General features: G+C 62.7%; 20 protein-coding genes. 11 read left to right on the forward strand and 9 right to left on the reverse strand.

Translation table 11 applies throughout. The features are described 5' to 3' along the window. Positions 1 to 35 precede the first annotated feature (35 nt). From HV765_RS26540 to HV765_RS26560, 5 genes are read right to left on the reverse strand one after another with little or no spacing between them, the layout of a single operon-like run. Entirely contained in the window at positions 36 to 1,049 is a 1,014-nt protein-coding gene (locus tag HV765_RS26540; protein WP_006227860.1) for a proline racemase family protein, read from the reverse strand. Between the two features lie 52 nt (positions 1,050 to 1,101). Beyond that, the gene (locus HV765_RS26545) at positions 1,102 to 1,893 is read right to left on the reverse strand and encodes an ABC transporter permease (protein WP_175171504.1); all 792 of its coding nucleotides are present in this window, start codon (positions 1,891 to 1,893) and stop codon (positions 1,102 to 1,104) included. Then, a complete protein-coding gene (locus HV765_RS26550) occupies positions 1,890 to 2,738 on the reverse strand; it encodes an ABC transporter permease (protein ID WP_175171505.1) in 849 nt (282 codons plus the stop codon). Before HV765_RS26550 ends, HV765_RS26545 begins: the two co-directional genes overlap by 4 nt. After that, complete coding sequence (locus tag HV765_RS26555) at positions 2,735 to 3,787, reverse strand: ABC transporter ATP-binding protein (RefSeq protein WP_175171506.1); 1,053 nt, start codon at positions 3,785 to 3,787, stop codon at positions 2,735 to 2,737. Before HV765_RS26555 ends, HV765_RS26550 begins: the two co-directional genes overlap by 4 nt. A gap of 13 nt (positions 3,788 to 3,800) precedes the next feature. Next, positions 3,801 to 4,853, reverse strand: coding sequence for an ABC transporter substrate-binding protein (locus HV765_RS26560; RefSeq protein ID WP_054427890.1), 1,053 nt, complete (start codon positions 4,851 to 4,853; stop codon positions 3,801 to 3,803). 144 nt (positions 4,854 to 4,997) lie between these two features. Here HV765_RS26560 and HV765_RS26565 point away from each other — a divergent pair, with 144 nt between their 5' ends. From HV765_RS26565 to HV765_RS26590, 6 genes are all read left to right on the forward strand, one after another. Beyond that, a complete protein-coding gene (locus HV765_RS26565) occupies positions 4,998 to 6,083 on the forward strand; it encodes a GlxA family transcriptional regulator (RefSeq protein ID WP_054427889.1) in 1,086 nt (361 codons plus the stop codon). Between the two features lie 26 nt (positions 6,084 to 6,109). After that, positions 6,110 to 6,820 (forward strand): glutathione S-transferase, encoded by a 711-nt coding sequence (locus tag HV765_RS26570; protein ID WP_175171507.1) that lies wholly within the window; start codon positions 6,110 to 6,112, stop codon positions 6,818 to 6,820. Between the two features lie 511 nt (positions 6,821 to 7,331). Continuing rightward, positions 7,332 to 8,807 (forward strand): methyl-accepting chemotaxis protein, encoded by a 1,476-nt coding sequence (locus tag HV765_RS26575; RefSeq protein WP_054427887.1) that lies wholly within the window; start codon positions 7,332 to 7,334, stop codon positions 8,805 to 8,807. Between the two features lie 111 nt (positions 8,808 to 8,918). Further along, positions 8,919 to 9,143 carry a DUF1653 domain-containing protein gene (locus HV765_RS26580; RefSeq protein WP_054427886.1) on the forward strand — a complete coding sequence of 75 codons (225 nt, stop codon included), beginning with the start codon at positions 8,919 to 8,921 and terminating at the stop codon, positions 9,141 to 9,143. A 121-nt stretch (positions 9,144 to 9,264) separates the two neighbouring features. After that, on the forward strand, positions 9,265 to 9,813 hold the full coding sequence (locus HV765_RS26585) for a 3'-5' exonuclease (protein ID WP_245636511.1): 549 nt from the start codon (positions 9,265 to 9,267) through the stop codon (positions 9,811 to 9,813). Between the two features lie 39 nt (positions 9,814 to 9,852). Further along, on the forward strand, positions 9,853 to 10,212 hold the full coding sequence (locus HV765_RS26590) for a nucleotide pyrophosphohydrolase (RefSeq protein WP_175171508.1): 360 nt from the start codon (positions 9,853 to 9,855) through the stop codon (positions 10,210 to 10,212). Positions 10,213 to 10,215: 3 nt separating this feature from the next. On the opposite strand, the gene HV765_RS26595 is transcribed toward HV765_RS26590, so the two are convergent. Then, positions 10,216 to 10,506: an antibiotic biosynthesis monooxygenase family protein gene (locus tag HV765_RS26595; RefSeq protein ID WP_020926874.1), complete on the reverse strand. Its 291-nt coding sequence runs from the start codon at positions 10,504 to 10,506 to the stop codon at positions 10,216 to 10,218. A gap of 105 nt (positions 10,507 to 10,611) precedes the next feature. Here HV765_RS26595 and HV765_RS26600 point away from each other — a divergent pair, with 105 nt between their 5' ends. The 3 genes from HV765_RS26600 to HV765_RS26610 all read left to right on the forward strand — a co-directional run bounded on the left by HV765_RS26600 (position 10,612) and on the right by HV765_RS26610 (position 12,666). Continuing rightward, positions 10,612 to 11,001, forward strand: coding sequence for a hypothetical protein (locus tag HV765_RS26600; protein ID WP_254600732.1), 390 nt, complete (start codon positions 10,612 to 10,614; stop codon positions 10,999 to 11,001). 388 nt (positions 11,002 to 11,389) lie between these two features. After that, entirely contained in the window at positions 11,390 to 11,866 is a 477-nt protein-coding gene (locus HV765_RS26605) for a hypothetical protein (RefSeq protein ID WP_054427883.1), read from the forward strand. 44 nt (positions 11,867 to 11,910) lie between these two features. Continuing rightward, a complete protein-coding gene (locus tag HV765_RS26610) occupies positions 11,911 to 12,666 on the forward strand; it encodes a hypothetical protein (RefSeq protein WP_054427882.1) in 756 nt (251 codons plus the stop codon). 13 nt (positions 12,667 to 12,679) lie between these two features. Here HV765_RS26610 and HV765_RS26615 read toward each other — a convergent pair whose 3' ends face one another. Together HV765_RS26615 and HV765_RS26620 are read right to left on the reverse strand one after the other, a co-directional pair. Further along, entirely contained in the window at positions 12,680 to 15,082 is a 2,403-nt protein-coding gene (locus HV765_RS26615) for a DUF3772 domain-containing protein (protein WP_254600736.1), read from the reverse strand. A gap of 302 nt (positions 15,083 to 15,384) precedes the next feature. Further along, complete coding sequence (locus tag HV765_RS26620) at positions 15,385 to 16,302, reverse strand: LysR family transcriptional regulator (RefSeq protein WP_175171510.1); 918 nt, start codon at positions 16,300 to 16,302, stop codon at positions 15,385 to 15,387. A 242-nt stretch (positions 16,303 to 16,544) separates the two neighbouring features. Between HV765_RS26620 and HV765_RS26625 the strand changes: the two genes are divergently transcribed. After that, the gene (locus tag HV765_RS26625) at positions 16,545 to 18,062 is read left to right on the forward strand and encodes an acetyl-CoA hydrolase/transferase family protein (protein WP_175171511.1); all 1,518 of its coding nucleotides are present in this window, start codon (positions 16,545 to 16,547) and stop codon (positions 18,060 to 18,062) included. A gap of 154 nt (positions 18,063 to 18,216) precedes the next feature. Here the strand turns inward: HV765_RS26625 and HV765_RS26630 are convergent, their stop codons facing one another. Beyond that, the gene (locus HV765_RS26630) at positions 18,217 to 19,140 is read right to left on the reverse strand and encodes a LysR substrate-binding domain-containing protein (RefSeq protein ID WP_054427879.1); all 924 of its coding nucleotides are present in this window, start codon (positions 19,138 to 19,140) and stop codon (positions 18,217 to 18,219) included. A 127-nt stretch (positions 19,141 to 19,267) separates the two neighbouring features. Here HV765_RS26630 and HV765_RS31940 point away from each other — a divergent pair, with 127 nt between their 5' ends. After that, positions 19,268 to 19,594, forward strand: a complete 327-nt coding sequence (locus tag HV765_RS31940) for a DUF1127 domain-containing protein (protein WP_254600733.1) — start codon at positions 19,268 to 19,270, stop codon at positions 19,592 to 19,594. Positions 19,595 to 20,590: the final 996 nt, after the last annotated feature.

Genomic DNA, 20,590 nt, shown 5'->3' on the forward strand with positions numbered 1-20,590 from the left:
GCTGGCCTTGCGCGCTTTTTTTCAGCCAATCAACATCAGCGAATCAAAAACCCCGCGCCCACCGGGTCGTTGCGGTCGATCACCCAGCGTGCCGTGCCCAGAATGCTGGCCGTGCCTTTCACCGTGGGGCGCACGGCGCGCGTGCCGTTCAGGTCCACTTCACCCAGCAGGCAGCCTTCGAACGTGCCGCTGCCCAACAAGCCTTCCGACTTGATCGGCTGGTTCAGGCCCATTTTTCCGCGCGCCTCGAACATGGCCATCATGGCGCTGGTGCCGGTGCCGCCCGGCGAGCGGTCCAACTGGCCGGCGCTGAACACGTGCACGTTCTTGTAGAACGCGCCTTCAATCGTCGGCTGGTGCCAGAACGTGATGAAGTTCAGGTTATTGATGTGCGCTTCGGTCGGATGCTGGATGCGGTGGCGCGCGTTCAACTGATCACGCACGATCAAGCCCATGCGCGACAGCTCGGTGCCGTTGTCTGGCGAGATCCGCAGATCGCAGCCCGACAAGTCGACGATGCCGAAGTAGTTGCCGCCCCAGACGATGTCGGCCGACAGCTTGCCATAGCCCGGCAGTTCCACCGGGATGTCTTGCGCGGCCACATAGGCCGGCACGTTTTCAAAGCGTGTCCACAACACGTTGTCGCCTTCGGACGCCACTTCCGACACCACGAGCCCGGCCGTGGTTTCAAAGCGGATCTTCGTGATGCCGTCCTTGCCGCGGGCAACCAGGCCATTGGCCACCATCGCCATGCTGACAGCAATGGTGCCGTGGCCGCACATATGCGAATACTCGGTGCCGTCGATGTAGATCAGGCCCGCATCGAATTCGGGGCTGGACGGCGGCGTGAGGAACACGCCAAACATGTCTTTGTGGCCGCGCGGTTCGCGCATCAGCGCTTGGCGCAGCCAGTCGTAGTTCTGCTCCAGAAAGGCCCGTTTTTCCAGGATGGTGGACCCGGCGGGGTAGGGGATGCCGCTATGCACGATGCACAGGGGCTCGCCTTCGGTATGGGTATAGATGACATCGAACGCGTCTTGCTTGCGCATGACTGTGGCTCCAGACTAAGTAGGATGAAGGGGAAAAGCGGAAGGAGGGAAACTATTTGCCGCGTTCGGACAGCATGTCCAACCCGACGGTCAAATCCAGAATGACGATAGCGATCACCGCAACCACAATCGTGGCGCCCGATACGGCTGCGATGGTCGGATCAATCGTGTACTGCACATAGTTGAAAAGTTTGACGGGGATGGTGTTCAGGTCCGCCGTGGTGTTGAAGATGGAAAGCTCCACGTTGATCCACGATGAGATGAACGCAAAGATGGAACCGGTGACGATGCCGGGGCGGATCTGCGGCAGTACCACCAGGAAGAACGTGGTCCAGGGATTAGCGCCCAGATCGGCAGACGCTTCTTCCAGCGCGCGCTGCTCGGGCGTCAACAACGTCAACGTCGACCGCAGCACAAACGGCGCGATGATGACGATGTGCCCGATCAACAGCGACAGGAAGCTGCGCGTCAAACCGAAATACGCGCCGTACTGCAATAGCGCCGCGCCCAGCACGATGTGCGGCAGCACCAGCGGCGACATCAGCACCGACGTCAACGCCGCCTTGCCCGGGAATTCGTAGCGCGCCACCGCCAGCGCGGCGGGCACGGTCAGCAGCACCGCCACGATGGTTGCCGCCAGCGCCAGCACCGTGCTGGTCGTGAACGCCGCCACATAGCCGGCTTCGACCAACAGCGTGCGGTACCACTCCAGCGTCCAGCCTTGCGGCGGAAACGCCAGGTACGGCGTGGCCGTGAAGGACGAACCCAGGATCACGATCAGCGGCAGGGCCAGGTACGCCAGCACTGCCAGCGCGATCAGGCGGATCAGATGGCGGGCGATCATCGCGCGGCTCCGGGCAAGGTGGCGGCGCGGTTGGCCAGCGCCACCAGAATCAGAGTGAAGACCAGCAGCACCATGCTCAGCGCGCCGCCGTAATGGAAGTCGAACACCGAGCTGTATTGCTGGAAGATCAGCATGGACAGCACCGAGATGCGGCCGCCCGACAGCAGCGCCGGTGTCACGTACGCGCTGACCGCCAGCGTGAAGACGATGATGGCGCCGGACACCACGCCGGGCAGGGTCAGCGGCCAGGTGATATGAAAGAACGTCGCGGCGGGGCTGGCGCCCAGGTCGGCAGACGCGTGTTCGCACGCCGGGTCCACGCGGGCCAGCGCATTGCCTACGGCCAGCACCACGAACGGCAGCAGCACATAGACCATGCCAATCAAAATGCCCAGCTCGGTGCCGATGAAGCGCACGGGGCGGTCGGCTGCGCCCACGCCCACCAGCGCCTGGTTGACCAGGCCATTACGGCCCAACAGCACCATCCAGCCAAAGGCGCGCACGATGTTGCTGGTGAACAGCGGCACGACCAGCAAGATGACGCAGAAGCGCCGCCACGCCTGCCATCGCACCACGCGCACCAGATACCAAGCCAGCGGATAGCCCAGGATCACGCAGACGACCGTCGTGAAGAACGCCAGGCGGAAGGTCACCAGGATCACGTCCCAGTGGTATTGGTCGGCCAGCACGCGCGTGTACTGCTGCAAGGTCAGCGTGGCGCCATCCGGGCCGCCCGTGATACTGGCCAACGCCACCACCGCCAACGGCGCCAGGAAAAAGGCTGCAAAAAACAGCACGGGGGCCGCCAGCAGCAGGCCGGGTGAGAGCCAGGCGCGCCGGTTCATGGCTGTTCACCAATCAGGTGCAGGTGTTCGGGCGCGAACGCCAGGCTCACGGTGGCTCCTGTCCGCAAGCCCGACGGCGCGATGCCGCCATGGCGCGCCACGACCGTCTGGCCGCCGATGTCGACGTGGATCATGCTGTGGCTGCCCACGTTGATGACGTCGGTGACGGTGCCCGTCAATACGCAGCCGGCCTGGCCGTCGCTCAAGCGCAGATCTTCCGGGCGCAGCACCGCCACGCCGCGCGCCAAGGCGGGTGCGGAGGCCAGCGGCACGCGCAGGCCCTGCACGTCCAGCCGCAGCGCGTTGCTGTCTGCCGCGGTGAACGCCATGAAGTTTGCATCGCCGATGAATTCGGCGACGAAGCGGGTCGCGGGCTGGCGATAAATATCCGTGCCCGCGCCCACCTGTTCGATACGGCCGGCATGCATGACGACGACGCGGTCGGCCATGGTCATGGCCTCTTCCTGGTCGTGGGTGACGAAGATGAATGCGATGCCCAGCTTGGCTTGCAGATGCTTGAGCTCCAGCTGCATGCGCTTGCGCAGCTTCAAATCGAGCGCAGACAGGGGTTCGTCCAGCAACAGCAGCTTGGGCTGATTCACGATGGCGCGCGCCAGCGCCACGCGCTGCTGTTGGCCGCCGGACATTTCGCGGGGGTAGCGCGGGCCGAAGTCCGCCAGCCCCACCATGTCGAGCGCTGCGCGCGCTCGTTCAGCGGCCTCGGCTTTGGATGCGCCTTGGCGCCGCGGGCCATAGGCCACATTTTCCAGCACGGTCATGTGCGGAAACAGCGCGTAGTTCTGGAAGACCGTGTTCAGCGGGCGGTGGTGCGCTGCCAAGCGGCTGATGTCCTGGCCATCGATCAGAATGCGGCCCGACTCCGGTTTCAGAAAGCCGGCAATCGAGCGCAGCAAGGTGGTCTTGCCGCAACCGCTGGGCCCCAGCAGGGCCACGAATTCCCCCTGCTGGATGTCCAGGTCAATATGGTCCAGCGCCTGGTAGGCGCCAAAGCGCATCGACACGCCTTCAATGGTGAGCAAAGCAGACATGTTCGACCCCGGCCTAGCGCTTGCGGGCAACCTGGCGGTTCCACGCGTCGGTCACTTCAGCGCGGCGGCTGTTGATGAGGTTCCAATCGAACAGGCTCAAGTTCTTGACCGAGCCTTCAGCACCCCACGGCAGCTTGCGGGCCACATCTTTGGACACCTGCACGTCTTTGACGGCGGGGCCCAGATACAAGCGCGTGGCCAGGCACGCCGCGGCGTCAGGGGTCAATGCGGTGTTGATGAATTGCTTGGCGGCGGCCGCGTTGGGCGCACCCTTGACCAGATGCAGGCGAGCGTCGGTGGCCCACGCGCCTTCCTTGGGAACGGCAAAGCCGATGGGCAGCCCCTTGTCGATCAGGTCCCATGCGCCCACGTTGAAATGCGCGCCGATGATGGCTTCGCCGCTTTGATAGGCATTGCTGGCTGCGCCCGAACTATCGAAGAACAAGGCCGTGTCCAGCGAGGCCAGCTTGGTGTAGAGCGGCGCCAGGTTGGAGGGGTCGATGGCGAAGACGCGGGCCAGGAAGAAGATGAACGGCACACCGGACGAATTCGCAGGCGAGGGCACGGCGACGGCGCCGGCGTACTCAGGCTTCCACAGGTCTTTCCAGCTGGTCGGCGCTTGCGGCACTTCCTTGGTGTTGTAGGTGATGCCCAGCGAGTAATAGCCGGTGCTGACGGCATAGGCCGCATCGCCATTGCGGTACACGCCTTGGTCGATGACGTTTTTCAGATTCGGAATCGTGGCGGGTTCCAGCGTGTCCAGCACGCCCGCCTGCGCGGCCAGTTCGCTGATGCCGCCGTCCATCCACGCGACGTCGATCGTCGGCGCGTTCTTCTGCTGTTGCAGCTTGGCCAGCGTGGTGGTCGACGTGCCCACTTCCGGCACCACGGTGACGCCCGTGGCCTTGGTGTAGGGGTCGGCGACGCAGGCGCGGAAGGCGTCGCCCCAATTGCCGCCATACCAGGCGACGGTGATCTTCTGCTGCTGCGCCATCGCTGGCGTGGCCAGCAATAGCCCGGCGCCCAGCAAGGCGGCGCCCAGTGCGCTGCGGTTCGGTGTTGCCATGTCGGATTCCCCTTGTCGATTTATTGGCGTGTCCTGCCCGTCCGTGTGGCCGGAACGATCCAAGACGTTGCCATAACTGCATCTTGGGTGATCCCCGGGAAAACGAGCTTGAAGGCGCGGGACAAAAACTTGAATAATTGCGTCATGACTGCCGCCACACCCCCCGCTTTTCCGACGTCTCCCTATGAAGAGGGCGCCGAGGACTTGCCTCGGGGGAAACCCGCACTGACCGTCGGCATCGTGCTGATGGACCAATTCACGCTGGCCGCTTTCGCCGGCTTGGTAGATGTGTTGCGGCTGGCGGGCGACCACGGCGGACGCAGCCGGCAGATCCATACCGCGTGGCGCGTGATGAGCTGGGATGGCAAGCCGCGTTGCTCAAGTGCGGGGCTGACCATCGATGTCGCCGACAGCCTGCCCGCCGATCCCGCCGAGTTCGATTACGTTGCCGTGTGCGGCGGTAATGACTACATCAGCGGGCGCATGCCCGAACCGCTGCGCGATTGGTTGCGTCTGGCGGCCGCGCAGCGCGTGCGGCTGCTGGGCATCTGCACGGGTACGTTCGCGCTCGCGCAAGCCGACGTGATCGGACCGCGCACGGTGTGCGTGCATTGGAATGTGCTGGATGCGTTTCGCGAACGCTTCCCGCAAACGCGTGCGGTGGTCGACCGGCTGTTTGTGGATGAAGGCGATCTGATTTCCTGCGCGGGCTCCACGGCGGCAATCGACTTGGCCTTGTATCTGGTGGCGCGGCATTGCGGGCGCGACAAGGCGCAGCAGGCGATGCGGCACATGATGCTTCAGGGCGTGCGGCCGGGGCGCGTGCCGCAGGCGCATTTCCGCACGGATCTGTCCGGCATTCAGGACTTGCGCGTGCGGCAGGCGGCGCACTTCATCGAGCAGCGCATCGACAACCCGCCGCCGCTGGATGCCATTGCGCGGTATGTCGGCGTGGGCCGCCGGCAATTGGAACGCGCCTTTCGGCTGGCTACCGGCATGTCGCCCATGGCGTTTCAGCGGCAACTGCGGCTGGAATACGGCAGCTGGTTATTGTTGAATAATCCTTCCAGCATCACGCAGATTGCGCTGGACTGCGGCTTTGCCGATGGCGCGCATTTTTCACGCGACTTTCGTGCGCACTTCGGTCTATCTCCCAGGCAGTATCAACAGGCCCGTGGCCAGCAACCCGCCATCGGGCAAGAGGACGACGCCGGTATGTTTCTTGCGTAGCCCTCGGCTCACGCAAGGAGAACGGCATGACCTACGACCTTTGGTATTGGGACGGAATTACCGGACGAGGCGAGTTCGTGCGCCTGGCATTGGAAGCAGGCGGCATTCCGTATCGCGAACGTGCGCGCGAACCCGGCGCAACGGAACGTACGCTGATCGACGACATGCAATCGCCACGCGCGCATCCGCCCTTTGCGCCGCCTTATCTGGTGGCGGGCAAGATGACCTTGGGCCAGACCGCCAACATCCTGTATTTCCTGGGTGAAAAACACGGGCTGGCGCCGGATTCCCTGGAAGGCCGGCTTTGGGTGAATCAATTGCAATTGACGATTGCCGACATGGTCACCGAGGCGCATGACACCCATCACCCCATTTCCGCCGACGACTATTACGAAGACCAGAAAGAAGCGGCGGTGCAGCGTGCGCGAGGGTTTCGCGATGAGCGCATTCCGAAATTCCTGGGGTATTTCGAACGCGTGCTGACGGGGCCAGACGCCTGGCTGGCGGGTGGCGAGCGCTGGACGTATGTGGACCTGTCGCTCTTTCATCTGGTTGATGGTTTGCTCTACGCCTTTCCGAAGCGCATGGGGACGGTCGCCTCGCATTATCCGAATGTCATGGCGCTGCATGCGCGCGTGGCGCAGTTGCCGGTGTTGCAGCCCTATTTTTCCAGCGACCGGCGCCTGGCCTTTGGTGACGGCATCTTCCGCCAGTATCGGGAACTGGATGCGGCGTGACGGGGGCGTGACGGATGCGTGACGGATGCGTAATGCCGGCGTAATGATGGGGTCGCGCTGATGAGGTCGCGCGATATGCCGCAAGATGCGTCTCGAATTATTTTCAGCGCATTAAATAATAGGGTCATTTGCTGCGCGCAAATGTGACCACTTAATCACTTTTCTGAAAATGCCGTAGCAGGCTTCGTATTAACCCTGATTAACGTGGCGGCCATGACTTCAAGCGGAAGTTGAATAATTTCTGAACCATTAATTTTTTGTCATGGCTATCGGGAAAATGTTGAGAAACACCCGTTTTTAGGATTAAATATTTTCGACTGGATACATTCAGAAGTGCTTATGTTTTTTTCCAGCCTGCCGTTACCGCATTGGCAACGGACCAGCAGGTAGCGATGCATGCGGCGCGGCATGCACTGCCTACGCTTGGGACGCGCCAGCGGTTCTGTTTTGACTATTTCGCTTGCCGATTTTTGTCAGCCACGTCGTCCCATCCTTGGCAGGAGATGCCACCATGCAATGGATCACTCTACGCCGGCTGTTTCGCGGAGACCGCGAAATGCCGAAGGCCGAACTCTACGGCCAGATCGAAGCGATTCACAAGGCGCAAGCCGTGATCGAATTCGATCTTCAAGGCCATGTGCTGATGGCCAACCAGAACTTTCTGGACACCATGGGTTATTCCCTGGACGAGGTCGTAGGCCAGCACCACTGCATGTTCGTCAACCCCGAAGAACGCGAATCCGCTGAGTACGCGGCGTTCTGGCACAAGCTGGGGCAGGGCGCCTATGACGCGGGGCGATATCGCCGGGTCCGTTCCGATGGCCGCGATGTTTGGCTGCAAGCCTCGTACAACCCTATTTTCGATAAGCGCGGCCGGCCGCTCAAAGTGGTCAAGTACGCCACCGACATCACTGAACAGCAGCAGCGGCAGGCCGATACCGAAGGCCAGCTCGCCGCCATTTCAAAGGTGCAGGCGATTATCGAGTTTGAGCTCGATGGCACGATCATCCGCGCCAATGACCTGTTCTTGAACGCAGTGGGGTATCAGGCCGAGGAAGTCGAAGGGCGCCATCACAGCATGTTCGTGCGGCCGGAAGAAGCGCGCGGCGCGGCGTACAAGGAGTTCTGGCGCAAGCTACGCAGCGGCGAATACGACACCGGGCAGTACCTGCGCATCGGCAAGGGCGGCAGGCAGGTCTGGATCGAAGCCAGCTATAACCCCATCTTCGACGCCGAGGGTCGGCCCTTTAAAGTCGTGAAGTACGCCACCGACATCACCAAACGCTTCACCGCGGCGCAAACCTTGCGGGTGGCCGTGCAGGGGCTGACGGAAAACGCCGAGCGCGCCAGCCAGGCCAACGCGCTGGCGCTGGACGCCAGCCAGGTGGCCGAACAAGGCGGCAAGACCGTGAAAGGCGTGGTGCAGACGATGGGCGCCATTACCGAAAGCTCGCGCCGCATCTCCGAGATCATCGGCGTCATGGACGGCATCGCTTTTCAGACGAACATCCTGGCGCTGAACGCCGCGGTCGAGGCCGCCCGCGCAGGCACGCATGGCAAGGGCTTTGCCGTGGTGGCTGCCGAGGTGCGCAGCCTGGCGCAGAACAGCGCCGCAGCCGCCAAGGAAATCAAGGGGCTGATCACGACGTCGGTTGAGCAAATTGAAAGCGGTGCGGGCCAGGTGCAGTCGGCAGGGGCGACGATGGAAGACATCGTGGCGTCGTCGCGCCGCGTCACGGAGATCATGGCGGAAGTGGTGAATGTGTCACTCGCCCAGTCCGCCAAGCTGGGCGACGTTACCGAAGACATCACGCAGATGACTGCCGAGGCCGCGCAGACGTTGCGGGCCACGCAAGAGGCCGCGGATACCCAGGCGGCGCGCCAGCATGTCGGCTTCGTCAAGCCGGTGACGGCCACGGTGCGCGCAAGGCCGGCGGCCAATACGCCGCTGCCGCCCAAGCCGGTGCTGGAGTATGTGCGCTACTGAGGGCTGCCGTATCGGACCCGCGCGAGTGCGCTATAAAGACGGTATTGTCTGAACCCCAGGCCTGGGCCGGAACCTTCCCGCCCGGGCCACGTTATTTGTGGCACCCCGTCCATGACTGAATCCGAAGCCCTGGCTCTCGCCTCGCACCGCCATTACAAAGGCGGCCTGTACCTGTATGTGGGCACCGCCCGCCATTCTGAAACCGAAGAGTCGATGGTGGTGTATGAACATCTGTGGCCGCACGAGCGTGGCTTGTGGGTGCGCCCCGCAACGCTGTTCTTCGGCAAGTTGGCGGATGGCTCGGCGCGTTTTGCGCCGCTGCACGCGGCGTCGTAACACCGTGACGTTCTACAACCGGCGTCCGCGCACACCCGGCGTAACGGCGACGCTCGCGCCCGGCGTCACGCGTCCGCGCGCAACCAGCAGCCGCAGTACGGGCGCCCGAACCCAAGCGTCCGTGGCACTGGCGTCTGCGCTGCAAGCCCTGCGCGGCCCCTTCATCGTGGCCGACTTGGAAACCACCGGCCTGTCCACGGCCACTTGCGAAATCCTGGAGTTCGCGGCGGTGCGTGTTGAAACGTGCGGCACGCTGGCGCGCGAATACACGCAGGTGGTTCGCACGATGTCGCCGGTGCCGCCTTTCATCACGCGGCTGACCGGCATTACCCAAGCGGAAGTTGATCGCCACGGCGTGCCGGTGGTGCAGGCGTTTTCGTCGTTTCTTGAGTTCGTCGAAGACCTGCCCGTGTTTTTTCACAATGCGTCGTTTGACCGGCGGTTCCTGGGTGCCGCAGCCGATCGCACCGGCCTGCCGTTTGCCAACCCCACGCATTGCACGCTGGCCTTGGCGCGGCATGCCTGGCCGGAGCTGCCGTCGCACAAGCTGGAAATCCTGGCGCGCCATGTGGGCGCATCCAATCCGACTCACCGCGCGTTAGCCGACGTGCGCACCACGGTAGCGGTGGCGTTGGCCGCCCATTCGCGTCTGGCGGCGGGTGAAGGCTGATTCCCTTCGCCGGTTGCTTTGGTTTTTCGGGAAGCGTTCATGTCCGACCTGGAACAGATCAAACTTGCTTTGCGGGCCTTCACTGCGGAACGCGATTGGCAGCCCTTTCATTCGCCCAAAAACTTGGCCATGGCCTTGTCGGGCGAGGCAGGCGAACTGGTGTCGCTGTTCCAATGGCTGACCGAGGCAGAGTCGCGCAAGTTGACGCCGGAACGCCTGGCTGATGCGGCCGATGAGATCGCCGACGTGCAGATGTATCTGGTGGCGTTGGCCGATCAGTTGGGCGTCGACATTGCCGCGGCGGTGTCGAGCAAGATGGTGAAGAATGCGCAGAAATATCCGGCGGACCGGTTTGCGGGCAGCGCGCGCAAGTACAACGATCCGCCCGCAGATGCGTAGCCGTCAGATCACTTTCTGTTCGTGATGAACTTGCGGCGGTTCGACGAAAAAGCCCGCCACCAGTTTGCGCCATTCCTGGAAGTCGGCCGATTCACGGAAATCCACCATGTGGTTTTCCACGGTTTCCCAGTCAACGACCAGCGTGTAGCGCTGCGGCTGTTCAATGCTGCGGTACAGCTCCATGCCGTGGCAGCCGCGCGCGCGCAAGAACAGCGGCTTGGCCTGCGCAACACCTGCTTCGAACAGCGCTTCCTGCCCTTCGCGGACATGGATGCTGGCAATCTCCTGGATCATGACGGTGTCTCCAATTAATTGGGGCCAGGGTGGTCCTGGCCGGCCGGAGTAGTATGGCTGAAAATTCCAAATCCAGCCTGTCCGATGACCCCTCGAGCCGTAACCTTGACTCGTCTTATTGCTGTTCGCCTGCTCTGGTACGCCGCCATTGGCGTGATCGCTTTCCTGGCCTTGTCGCTGCACACGCAATTCAGCGTGGTGGTCGTGCTGTCCGCCATCGCCATCTACATTCCCTTGTCGATGCTGTGCCTGCCGCTGATGGCATGGCTGAGCTGGAGCCGCGGCGTTCGCGCGCCCCTGCGTGGGCTGCCGTCTGCGTGGCCGGCGTGGTTGACCGCCACCTTGGGCATCGTGCTGTTGGCCAGCTATCACGTGCTGGCTGACCTTGATTTGGCCGAATGCGGCTTCCTGCTGCTCTTGGTGGCGGGCGACTTGTGGCTGGCGCGGCGTGAGGCCGCTCAGTTCTTTCGCGTGGCGTCCCGGCAGCAAGGCTGACAGTAAGCCTAAAGGCCATCAACGGCTTGCCCGCCGGCATGTGCGCTAGCCGCCTTGTCCGAGCGCACGGGCCATCTCCCCATCCATAAAGTTGAACCGCGCGCTTGCGCGGCGCGCATCCTCTGCGCCTTTCATCCGCCATACGCATGGCGTGGCGACAGCGTGCTCGTCTTTTTCGCTGCATGTTTTACATATGGCTCTAGCCCACAAAGACGCGGTCCCCCGTTTAGCCGATACCGACGTGCCTAGGACGGAGCAATCATTCCGTACCAATACGAAAGTCCCACGCCCAACGTCGTTGTCAGGCGCGCAGCAAGGACGTAGCGGTCCGCGCCGGTCGGCCACCGGCACCTGTGCATCCGCTTCAAACGGATCAGGAGGAGCTCAAATGAAAAAGCTCGCAGCAGTCGCAGCGTTGTCATTGTTTGCCGCGTCGGCCTACGCCAGTGGACCAAGCGGTCCGTCCGTGTCTGTCACCGGCCACGCCGGCACGATCAATGGCACGGCCTCGTCCATCTCCAACGGCAGTTCGGTCGTAGCCACTCAGGTCAACGGCTATGGCTCGTCCAGCCAGACTTCGTTTGGTGAAACGGGCGGCGTCGCGCAAGTGGGCGGGACGTTCAACCGGGACGGCACCACGGTCGTGACCAGCACGCGGCAGTACGCCACCAGCGAAACCTACGGCCACGTGTCGGGCAATGCGCCGATCATGGTGGGCGACAGCATCGCCAACGGCGGCGCCTCGTTCGGCCAGACGGAAACCAAGGCATCGGCCTCGGGCACGTTCGCGTCGGCCAACATTGGTGCGTTTGGGGCGATTGGCGGTGTCGGCTCGATGGGCCACATTGGTGGCTTCAATCGCTGACCCAATTATCCGGACGGCTTCGGCCGTCCGGGCGAGGGGACATCATGAAGAACATAGTGCTTGCAGTCTCTCTGTCGCTTGCGGCTTGCACGGCCATGGCGCAGACCAGCAATTCCAGTTCCACGACGTCCGCGTCGTCGGGCTCGACCAATGCCGGCAACAACCAGGGCATTACGCTGAATTCCAACAACAGCGGTTCCAGCACCGTAAAGACGGTGCCGCCGGTGGGCGGGCAGAGCTTTTATGGATCGTTCTCGTCGGACAGCTGCATGGTGTCCGCCGGCGGTGGCGGTTCCGTGGTGGGGTTCGGGATGAACATCGCCATTCCGATCGAAGACCAGAAATGCAGCTTGCGGCGCAACTTCGAGCGCACGATGCAGGCGGCCGCGTCCACGAAGGACGCCGACCGTTCTCGCCGTCTGGAGACGGCGGCCATCGATATCCTGTGCCAGACCGACGACCGCACCAAGGCCGCGTTGGTGGCGCAAGGGCTGTGTACGAATCCCGCACTGACGACGGCCGATCATCGCTTTGACACCACGGCGGTTGCGCAATCCGCGCCGACGTCGACCGCCGCTGGCGTCCCCGCCGCGCCCGTGCAATTGCAGTCGCGAGTGCAGCCACAGGGGCAGCCGCAATTGCAGTCACAATTGCAGTCACAAGCGCAGTTGCCTGTCACGGTGGCGCCGGTGCAAGCCTACCCGGTGCAGGCGGCGCAAACCACGGCGCTGGCGTCGCCGCCCCTGCGCAATCCGCGTCTGGACCGCCAGAAGTTTGCGGACCTGTATTCGCCGGGCTAAGCCACGCCCTTGATCAGCTGGAGGCCGGCGGCGCGACTCCGCCGGGGGCGTTTCCGCCTGGGGCAACTCCGCGTGGGGCGTCCCCGCTTGGGGCGACCCCGCTAGGGGCGACCCCGACGGCCTGTGGCGCCGAAGCCAGCAACATGGTGGGCGGCGACGATACCTCCAGCCCAGCATCGTTCAGGCGCTTGAGCACGGTGAACAGCAGCGCGCTGCGCACGCCATAAGCGGCGCGCGGCGACGACACATAGCCCTTGGCGTTGAAGATCAGGTGGCCGTTCTCGATGCCGTCCAGGAACACATTGGGGGCGGGCGTGTCCAGCACGTCCTCGTGGTCACCAAACGCCTGCAAGATCAGCTCACGCACCTGCTCGGCATCGGTCGATAGCGGCAGCGGCAGCTTGATCTGCACCAGGCCCAGCGGATTGGACCGCGTCACGTTGCGGACCGTCTTCGTCACGAATTCAGAGTTCGGCACGATCACGGTCGAGCGGTCGCCCATCTGGATTTCGGTGGCGCGCACGTTGATGCGCAGAATGTCGCCTTCGACGCCGCCCAGCGATACCCAGTCGCCCACTTTGACAGGGCGTTCGGCCAGCAGGATCAGGCCCGACACAAAGTTCTGCACCACCGCTTGCAAGCCAAAACCAATACCCACCGACAGCGCGCTGGCAATCCACGCCACGCGCTCCAGGCCGATGCCGGCCGCTGACAGCGACAAGGCAAACGCGATGACAAAGCCCGCATAGCCGAACAGCGTGGCGGCCGACAACTGCATGCCCGGGTCCAGCTCGGTCGTGGGCAGATAGCGGTTCGACAACCAGCGCTTGAGCATCTTCACGCTCAGCAGCGACAAGGCCAGCACGATCAGCGCCTGTAATACCGCGCCGGGGCGGATCTGCGCTTCACCAATCGCCAGGCCTTTGCGCAACTGGTCGAAGCGCTGGATCAGGTCCATCGGCCCTTCGCCGAACGGGGCCAGCAGCAGGATGATCGTCAAGAGACCCACGGCGACTCGGCCCAGGCCTGACAACAGCACGGCCGCCTGATCGCGCAGGCTCGGGCCTTCGGTATCGCCTTCGCGGTGCGACGTGCCCAGCAGCGTGCTGAAACCGTCTTCGATCAGCGTGGACAGCAGGTAGGCGGAGGCCAGAATGATCAGCACCCACAGCACTTGCTTGGCCAGGAAAGCGCCAAACGCCACATAGCCCGCCAGCAGGCTCGCCAGCCCCAGGATCAGCACGGTCCAGACGGCGCCCAGCAGCAGCGAAATCCAGAAGGGTACCGGCGCGTCGTTTTCTTGAATGCTCTGGCGCCGCAGCCGGCGGCTGATGGACAACACGGCGCCCATCGTCGCCATGATCAGCACGGCGACGATGCCGGTCAGCGTAATCGTTGTGGTCAGGCTGGCGTTCAACAACACGGGCAGGCGTTCCGCCAGCCAGATCATCACCACCAGCGTGCCCAGCAAATTAGGCAGCCAGCGCAGCCGCGTGGCGACGGCATCGCTGATGGGCGGCAGGCGCCACGACGGGCGATGCGTCGACAGCAGCGCATTGCCCATCCCGGACACATACCCGCCAAAACACACCGTGGCCACCAGCGTCACGAGCAGCGCGGAGGTGTTGTCCGAAAGCTGGGAATTCCAGTCCAGGCCGGTCTGAATCAGCAGGGCCACCAGGCCGGGCGTGGCGACCGACAGCACCACTTGCGCCACCGCCAGGAACGAGCGGCGCAAGCGGCCGGGCGGAACCCGCGTTGCGGTCAGACGCAAGATAAACCGGCCGATCCAGACGCGCAGCGCAATCACGCTTGCCGCGGCGGCCAGCAGCAATAGCCAGCCCCATTTCGGCGTCTGGCCAACGGCGGTCGACAAGTCGGTGCCCAACGCTTCCAGCCGTTCAAGGTCACTGGGAAATTCTTCGCGGAATTCCTTCCAGAACTGGCTGGACAGGAATGAATCGCGGCGTTCGCCCAAGCGCGCCTGGAATTGCTTGCGGCGTTGCGCCGACACTTGTTCGGCGGTCTGCGCGGCATCCACGGACAGCAAGCGCGCCAGTTTGATCTGTGCGTCCAGCGCGCGGCTGTTTTTCTCCAGCTGCGTGCGCTGGGCGGCAACATCAGGCGCTTCCTTGGCGCCTTCCGGGGGCGAACCCAATTCACTGAGCCTGGCCGTCACGCTGGCCAGTTGCGGCGTCAGCGCGTCGCTGGCCGCGTCCGCCTTGGATTGAATATCGAGCGCGTCGCTGCGTTGCTGCATCAACGTGGCGTCGTCGGTTTCGTCCGCAACGCGCTTGCGGATGTCGTCGATTTGCTTGCGTGCGGCAGCCAGCACGGTTTCCGTATCGGCGGGCGTGGCGGGCGGCGCCGCAAACGCTGGCAACATACAGAGCGCCAGGAACAACGCCGCAAGCATTGCGGCGAAATTGGGCGTGCGGATGCGGCGGGCGCGTAAGAGCAAGGGGTGGCTGATCTGGGTCATTTTCTAAGGGCGAGGCACTCGCGTCGAGGCGGCAGCATAACGCGCCTGCGACCCATCCGTTGCAACAAAAACTAGTGCTTTGTCCCCTGTTTTTTTGCACCGGTAGGGAGGCGTATTGCCCCGATGCGCCGGGGGTGGAAAAAGGGCCGGATCGTTGGCCATGGGGGCATGGCCGCCAAGTGGCGCAGCCGCCCGAAATCCACGTTTACGCCGCCAACGTTTGGATTCAACTGAGTTCAGGCGACGGGGCCTCGGGGCAGGGCTTTTTTAGGTTTTCCCAGCACCGCATCACAGACGTCCAGCCAGGCACGGGCGGCAAACGACAGATAGCCCGATTGCAGCCAGATATGGCCCACTTCCCACTGCATGCCCGACTTGGCCAGCTTCGCGGTGCTGAGTCCCCGCGTCTTCATGCGCTGCATCAGCGGCTCGGGCAAGAGCGCCACGCCGAGCCCGGCAGATGCCATCGCCACCAAAAAGTCCCAATGCGCGCTTTGTGCCGCGATGCTGGGTTGAAACCCGGCGTCGGCAAAGGCCTGGCGCAAGCGTCGCGTGATGGCGAAGTCATCGGTGGGAATCAGCAGCCGCGTGTCGCGCAGGGCGCTCAAGGGGAGCGACGTCTTCCCGGCCCAGGGGGCGTCGGGCGGGCCGATCACCCAAATCGGATAACTGCCGAACGCCTGCGCCGTCAGGCCGCTATCGGCCGCAATGGGCAGAATCGTGGCGCCGACTTCCAGTTCGCCGCTGGCCACCAGGCCTTCAACCGCCTGGCCCGTGCCTTCGCGCAGCGTCAGATGGATGCCGGGGTGCAGCTCGCGGAATCGCTTTACAACCGGCGTGAACAGCAGATTGATCATCGGCGGAATGCCGACTTCCAGCGCGCCGCGATGCAGGTCGGCGGTCTGGCGCAATTCCTCGGACAGCTGCCGCATGGTCTCCAGCACTTGCAGCCCGCGCTGGTACATCACGCGTCCGGTATCGGTCGGGCGGGCGGTGTGCCCGTCGCGGATCAGCAGCGGCGTGCCGGCTTCTTCTTCCAGCTGGCGAATCATCTTGCTGACGGTGGACTGCGTAACGAACAAGGCCTTCGCCGCCTGCGTAAAGCTGGCATGCCGAACCGTCTCGACGAAGTATCGCAATGCACGCACATCCATGTCCGGGCTCCTGGGCGCGTCGTGCGCAAAACACTCAATCAATGAAAAAAACGACTGGATTGAATGATTTTAAGTCATTACGAGATTTGAGCCGGCGTTCCTATACTGCCGAAAATTCTTCCCGAGGCGGGCAGACGCCAGCACCGGGATATCGGGAAACGCCGCGACAGACGGCGCCCGGGCTCGCAGGCGGCATCGCCGCGCCCGGCCGCAAGCCGTTGGCCTTTAAATTTGGAGACACCATGCATCTCGACCGTATTCGCCACCCTGGGCTGCACGCCAAGATCACATCCGCCGAGCAGGCGGCCTTGCTGGTTCAGGACGGCATGACCGTCGGCATGAGCGGTTTCACCCGCGCGGGGGACTGTAAGTCGGTGCCGGCGGCCTTGGCCAGCCGCGCCGAACGCGAACCGCTGTCGATCACGCTGATCACGGGCGCGTCGCTGGGCCACGACACCGACAAGATGCTGGCGCAGGCCAATGCTCTGGCGCGCCGCATGCCGTTCCAGGTCGACACGACGCTGCGCCGCAAGATCAACCAGGGCGACATCGCCTTCATTGACCAGCACTTGTCTGAAACGGTTGAGCAATTGCGCGCGGGTCATCTGGGCCGGATCAACGTCGCCATCATCGAGGCGGCCGCCATTACCGAAACCGGCGCCATCGTGCCGACGATGTCGGTCGGCAACTCGGCATCGTTCGCGCAGCAGGCGGACAAAATCATCATCGAATTGAACATGGGCGTGCCGGCCGCCATCGAAGGCCTGCACGATATCTACGTGCCGGCCGACCGCCCGGCGCGCCAGCCGATTGGTTTGGTGTCGGTCGATCAACGTATTGGCCAGCCGTTTATCGAAGTCGACCCCGACAAGATCGCTGCCATCGTCATCACGCATGAGCCGGATAGCCCGTCCAACGCCTTGCCGCCGGATGATGAAACCAACGCCATCGCCGGCCACATCAATACGTTCCTGCGGGGCGAAGTGGATGCGGGCCGCCTGACCAACGCGCTGCTGCCGTTGCAGGCGGGCATCGGCACGATCGCCAACGCGGTGCTGCATGGCTTTGAGTCTTCGGACTTCGATAACCTGACGATGTACTCCGAAGTGCTGCAAGACAGCGCGATCGAATTGCTGGACCAGGGCAAGCTCGCGTTCGCGTCGGCCTCGTCGATCACGGTGTCCAAGCCCGTGTACGACAAGATCCTGGCCAACATGGAGCACTACCGCGAACGCATCGTGCTGCGGCCGCAGGAAATCAGCAATGCGCCCGAGCTTGTGCGCCGTCTGGGCATCATCGCCATCAACACGGCGTTGGAATTCGATATTTACGGCAACGTGAATTCCACGCACGTGGGTGGCACGCACATGATGAATGGCATCGGCGGGTCGGGCGACTTCGCGCGCAATGCGCATCTGGCGATCTTCGTGTCGAAATCCATGGCCAAGAACGGCGACATCTCCAGCGTGGTGCCAATGGTGTCCCATGTGGATCACACCGAGCACGATGTGGATGTGCTGGTCACCGAATGCGGCTTGGCCGACCTGCGTGGCTTGGCGCCGCGCGAACGCGCCCGCGCCATCATCCAGAACTGCGTGCACCCGTCTTATCGCGCCGCGCTGCAAGACTATTTCGACCGCGCCTGCCAGCGCGGCGGCCAAACGCCCCATCTGCTGGAAGAGGCATTTTCCTGGCACCAGCGTTTCAACGAAACGGATTCCATGCAGCCCGCGAAGCCCACGGCACGCAAGGCGGCCTGAACCCGCACGTTTTTGCTGCCGCCGTCTCAGCGTCCGCCAGGCCCTTCGAGCGAAGCGAATCCTGGTTTGTGGGGAAGGCTTCCGCCGGGCGCCGTGTTTTGGGTAGAGGTAAAGGAGCGCAAGCTGCTTTACCTTTTTTTTTGCCCGGCGCCGTCTAGGCGTCGGATTCCGGCTGCGTCGTGACCAGCGCGCAGCGGGACAATTCCAGCTCTTCGTGCAGCCATTGCTTGAGCGCCACCAGCGGCGCCCAGTCGCGCAGGCTGGGCGGGTAGACCAGGTGATAGGTCTGCGCCTGTTCGTAATGCACGCTCATCGGCGATATCCGCACCAATCTGCCTGCGCACAGCGCGTCCGCCGCAAGGAGTTCGCGCCCCAGCGTGATGCCCAGCCCCTGTTCGGCGGCTTGCAGCATCATCCCCGCATCGTTGAAGGTCGCCACCGGCGTGACCGGTGTGCGCACACCCGCCGCATTGAACCAGTGCTGCCACATCTCGCGTTCGCCTAACAAGGGCTGGCGCGCCAGGGTTTCGGGCGTATGGTCTTCAAGCGCAGCCGCGGTTTCCGGCGAGGCCAGCGCGATCAGGGGTAACGGCATGTCAAATAGCGGCTCGGACTCGGTGCCCGCCCACGGGCCGCGTCCAAACCGAAGCGCCGCATGAAAACCATCGCGTACCAAGTCCACGACTTGCTGCGACGTTTCAATCTCCAGCGACACCCCGGGATTCCGCAAGCGCCACCGGCTCATTCGCGGCAAGAGCCAGCGTTGCGCAAAAGAGGGCAGGACCGACACGCGCAGGCGCTGTTCGCTGCCGGTGGCCGCCGCGGCTGCGGCCATCACCCCTTCGTCCAGCAACGATAGGGCGCTTTGCACACTGCACAGCAGTGCGGCGCCCGCACTGTTCAGCACAATCCCGCGCCCGCTGCGTTCAAACAAAGGGAAGCCCAATTGCTCCTCAAGGCCTTTGATCTGCTGGCTCACGGCGCTGTGTGTCAGGTGCAGCCGATCGGCGGCGGCGCGCAAATTCTGTAATTCGGCGACGGCGCGGAAGGCGGGCAGGGTATTCAGAGGCAAGCGCATGATGGGCTTTTCAGGAGAAAAATCGATTCGGTTAGCTTAGCTGACCAATAGTCCAAAAACAATTCGATTTTCACCCGGGTATTGGGCGATTACGCTAACCAAAACGTCGGAAACCAAGGAGCCGATCATGTCTGCCCATACTTGCAGTGCCTCTTCCTCTCTATTTGAGTCTGCCGCCAAGCCGTCCCAGCAAGTGCTTGCGCCACCAGCAGCGCCCGCCCCGGTGGCGGTGGTGGCGGATGCCCCGCATAAGCCGCGCGCGATGGGTGGACTGCTGGGCAAGCTGGTTGCTGCGGTCCGTCAATGGCGAATGAAGGCGCGCATGCGCAACCAGGCCGCCGATATGGACCCGCACATCATGCAAGACATCGGCGTGCCGGACTGGCTGGTGAACGAAACCACCCTGCATCGCGAGCTTAGCCGCATGCGGGATGCAGACTACATGCGCTGGTAGGTGTCACTGCCGATGGGCCGGTCAAAATTCGCCCCTCTATATATAGAGAGAAGTGCTTGGTCGAGGACCTCTCTATATATAGAGGGGCGTTGGCCTGTTAGGCGGCAGGGCGGGTGAGTAGAAATATTTGCTGCATGGACATGACAGTGCAAAAACTTGTGCTATAGTCTCGCTCCTTCGCAGTTCAGACAGTTTTGAACCGCGAAGGCAAGGCAAGCGCAACAGGCCGAACGAGGGTCTCCAAAAGGAGAAACGAGCCAGGTCTGCCGCGAAGCGATCAGAAATGAGAGCCAAGCGGTTATTGCAAGGATTGCAGCAAATAAGGCAAAAGCCAGTTGCACAATCTGCAAAAATCGTGCTATAGTCTTGGGCTTGGCTGGTGGTGTTGATCAAGGGTTTACCCGGATCGAATTGCTAGCCACCTGAGCAGTAACCAGCCCCTGAATTCAGGGCCAAAGCTAGCGCGAAAGCAAAAGCGGCGGGGTTGCAAGATAGGATGCAAATTAGGCAAAAGCCGGTTGCATAATCTGCAAAAGTTGTGTTATAGTTTCAGGCTTGGCAGTTGCCGAAAACTTAGGGTTTACCCTGATATTTCGATAGCTGCTAAAGAGAAGCGGACCTGAAGGGGTCGCAGGAAAAGCGGTTGAGTGAGCCGAAAGGCGAAACGAAGCTGACTTGACAAGCGATAAAAACTCCTTCATAATCTCGCTTCTCTGCTGCTGAAAACAGCGAGCGACGCAAGGCAAAAGCCGCAGCGACGCTGGCGGGTTCAGCAGGTAGCAGTAAAGAATTTAGCAGTACCGCTCTTTAACAATTAAACAACCGATAAGTGTGGGCGCTTGATGCGATGCACTGTGATCAAGTTGGGAGTCAAATCCTGGCTTGTCACAAGCACAATGAAATCAAGTGCTCACTAGAAGTGAAGTACCTTAGACGTCAAGTTTAAGAACATACCTCACTTCCTTTGAGTAGCGACGTATGACCTGGTTTGAATTT

It is taken from the genome of Achromobacter kerstersii, assembly GCF_902859595.1.
GTDB lineage: Bacteria > Pseudomonadota > Gammaproteobacteria > Burkholderiales > Burkholderiaceae_B > Achromobacter > Achromobacter kerstersii.

Bases quoted from the DNA above. Each gene is read 5' to 3' on its own strand.
- HV765_RS26540 (WP_006227860.1), bottom strand. From the start codon at position 1,049: ATGCGCAAGCAAGACGCGTTCGATGTCATCTATACCCATACCGAAGGC.
- HV765_RS26545 (WP_175171504.1), bottom strand. From the start codon at position 1,893: ATGATCGCCCGCCATCTGATCCGCCTGATCGCGCTGGCAGTGCTGGCG.
- HV765_RS26550 (WP_175171505.1), bottom strand. From the start codon at position 2,738: ATGAACCGGCGCGCCTGGCTCTCACCCGGCCTGCTGCTGGCGGCCCCC.
- HV765_RS26555 (WP_175171506.1), bottom strand. From the start codon at position 3,787: ATGTCTGCTTTGCTCACCATTGAAGGCGTGTCGATGCGCTTTGGCGCC.
- HV765_RS26560 (WP_054427890.1), bottom strand. From the start codon at position 4,853: ATGGCAACACCGAACCGCAGCGCACTGGGCGCCGCCTTGCTGGGCGCC.
- HV765_RS26565 (WP_054427889.1), top strand. From the start codon at position 4,998: ATGACTGCCGCCACACCCCCCGCTTTTCCGACGTCTCCCTATGAAGAG.
- HV765_RS26570 (WP_175171507.1), top strand. From the start codon at position 6,110: ATGACCTACGACCTTTGGTATTGGGACGGAATTACCGGACGAGGCGAG.
- HV765_RS26575 (WP_054427887.1), top strand. From the start codon at position 7,332: ATGCAATGGATCACTCTACGCCGGCTGTTTCGCGGAGACCGCGAAATG.
- HV765_RS26580 (WP_054427886.1), top strand. From the start codon at position 8,919: ATGACTGAATCCGAAGCCCTGGCTCTCGCCTCGCACCGCCATTACAAA.
- HV765_RS26590 (WP_175171508.1), top strand. From the start codon at position 9,853: ATGTCCGACCTGGAACAGATCAAACTTGCTTTGCGGGCCTTCACTGCG.
- HV765_RS26595 (WP_020926874.1), bottom strand. From the start codon at position 10,506: ATGATCCAGGAGATTGCCAGCATCCATGTCCGCGAAGGGCAGGAAGCG.
- HV765_RS26605 (WP_054427883.1), top strand. From the start codon at position 11,390: ATGAAAAAGCTCGCAGCAGTCGCAGCGTTGTCATTGTTTGCCGCGTCG.
- HV765_RS26610 (WP_054427882.1), top strand. From the start codon at position 11,911: ATGAAGAACATAGTGCTTGCAGTCTCTCTGTCGCTTGCGGCTTGCACG.
- HV765_RS26615 (WP_254600736.1), bottom strand. From the start codon at position 15,082: ATGCTTGCGGCGTTGTTCCTGGCGCTCTGTATGTTGCCAGCGTTTGCG.
- HV765_RS26620 (WP_175171510.1), bottom strand. From the start codon at position 16,302: ATGGATGTGCGTGCATTGCGATACTTCGTCGAGACGGTTCGGCATGCC.
- HV765_RS26625 (WP_175171511.1), top strand. From the start codon at position 16,545: ATGCATCTCGACCGTATTCGCCACCCTGGGCTGCACGCCAAGATCACA.
- HV765_RS26630 (WP_054427879.1), bottom strand. From the start codon at position 19,140: ATGCGCTTGCCTCTGAATACCCTGCCCGCCTTCCGCGCCGTCGCCGAA.
- HV765_RS31940 (WP_254600733.1), top strand. From the start codon at position 19,268: ATGTCTGCCCATACTTGCAGTGCCTCTTCCTCTCTATTTGAGTCTGCC.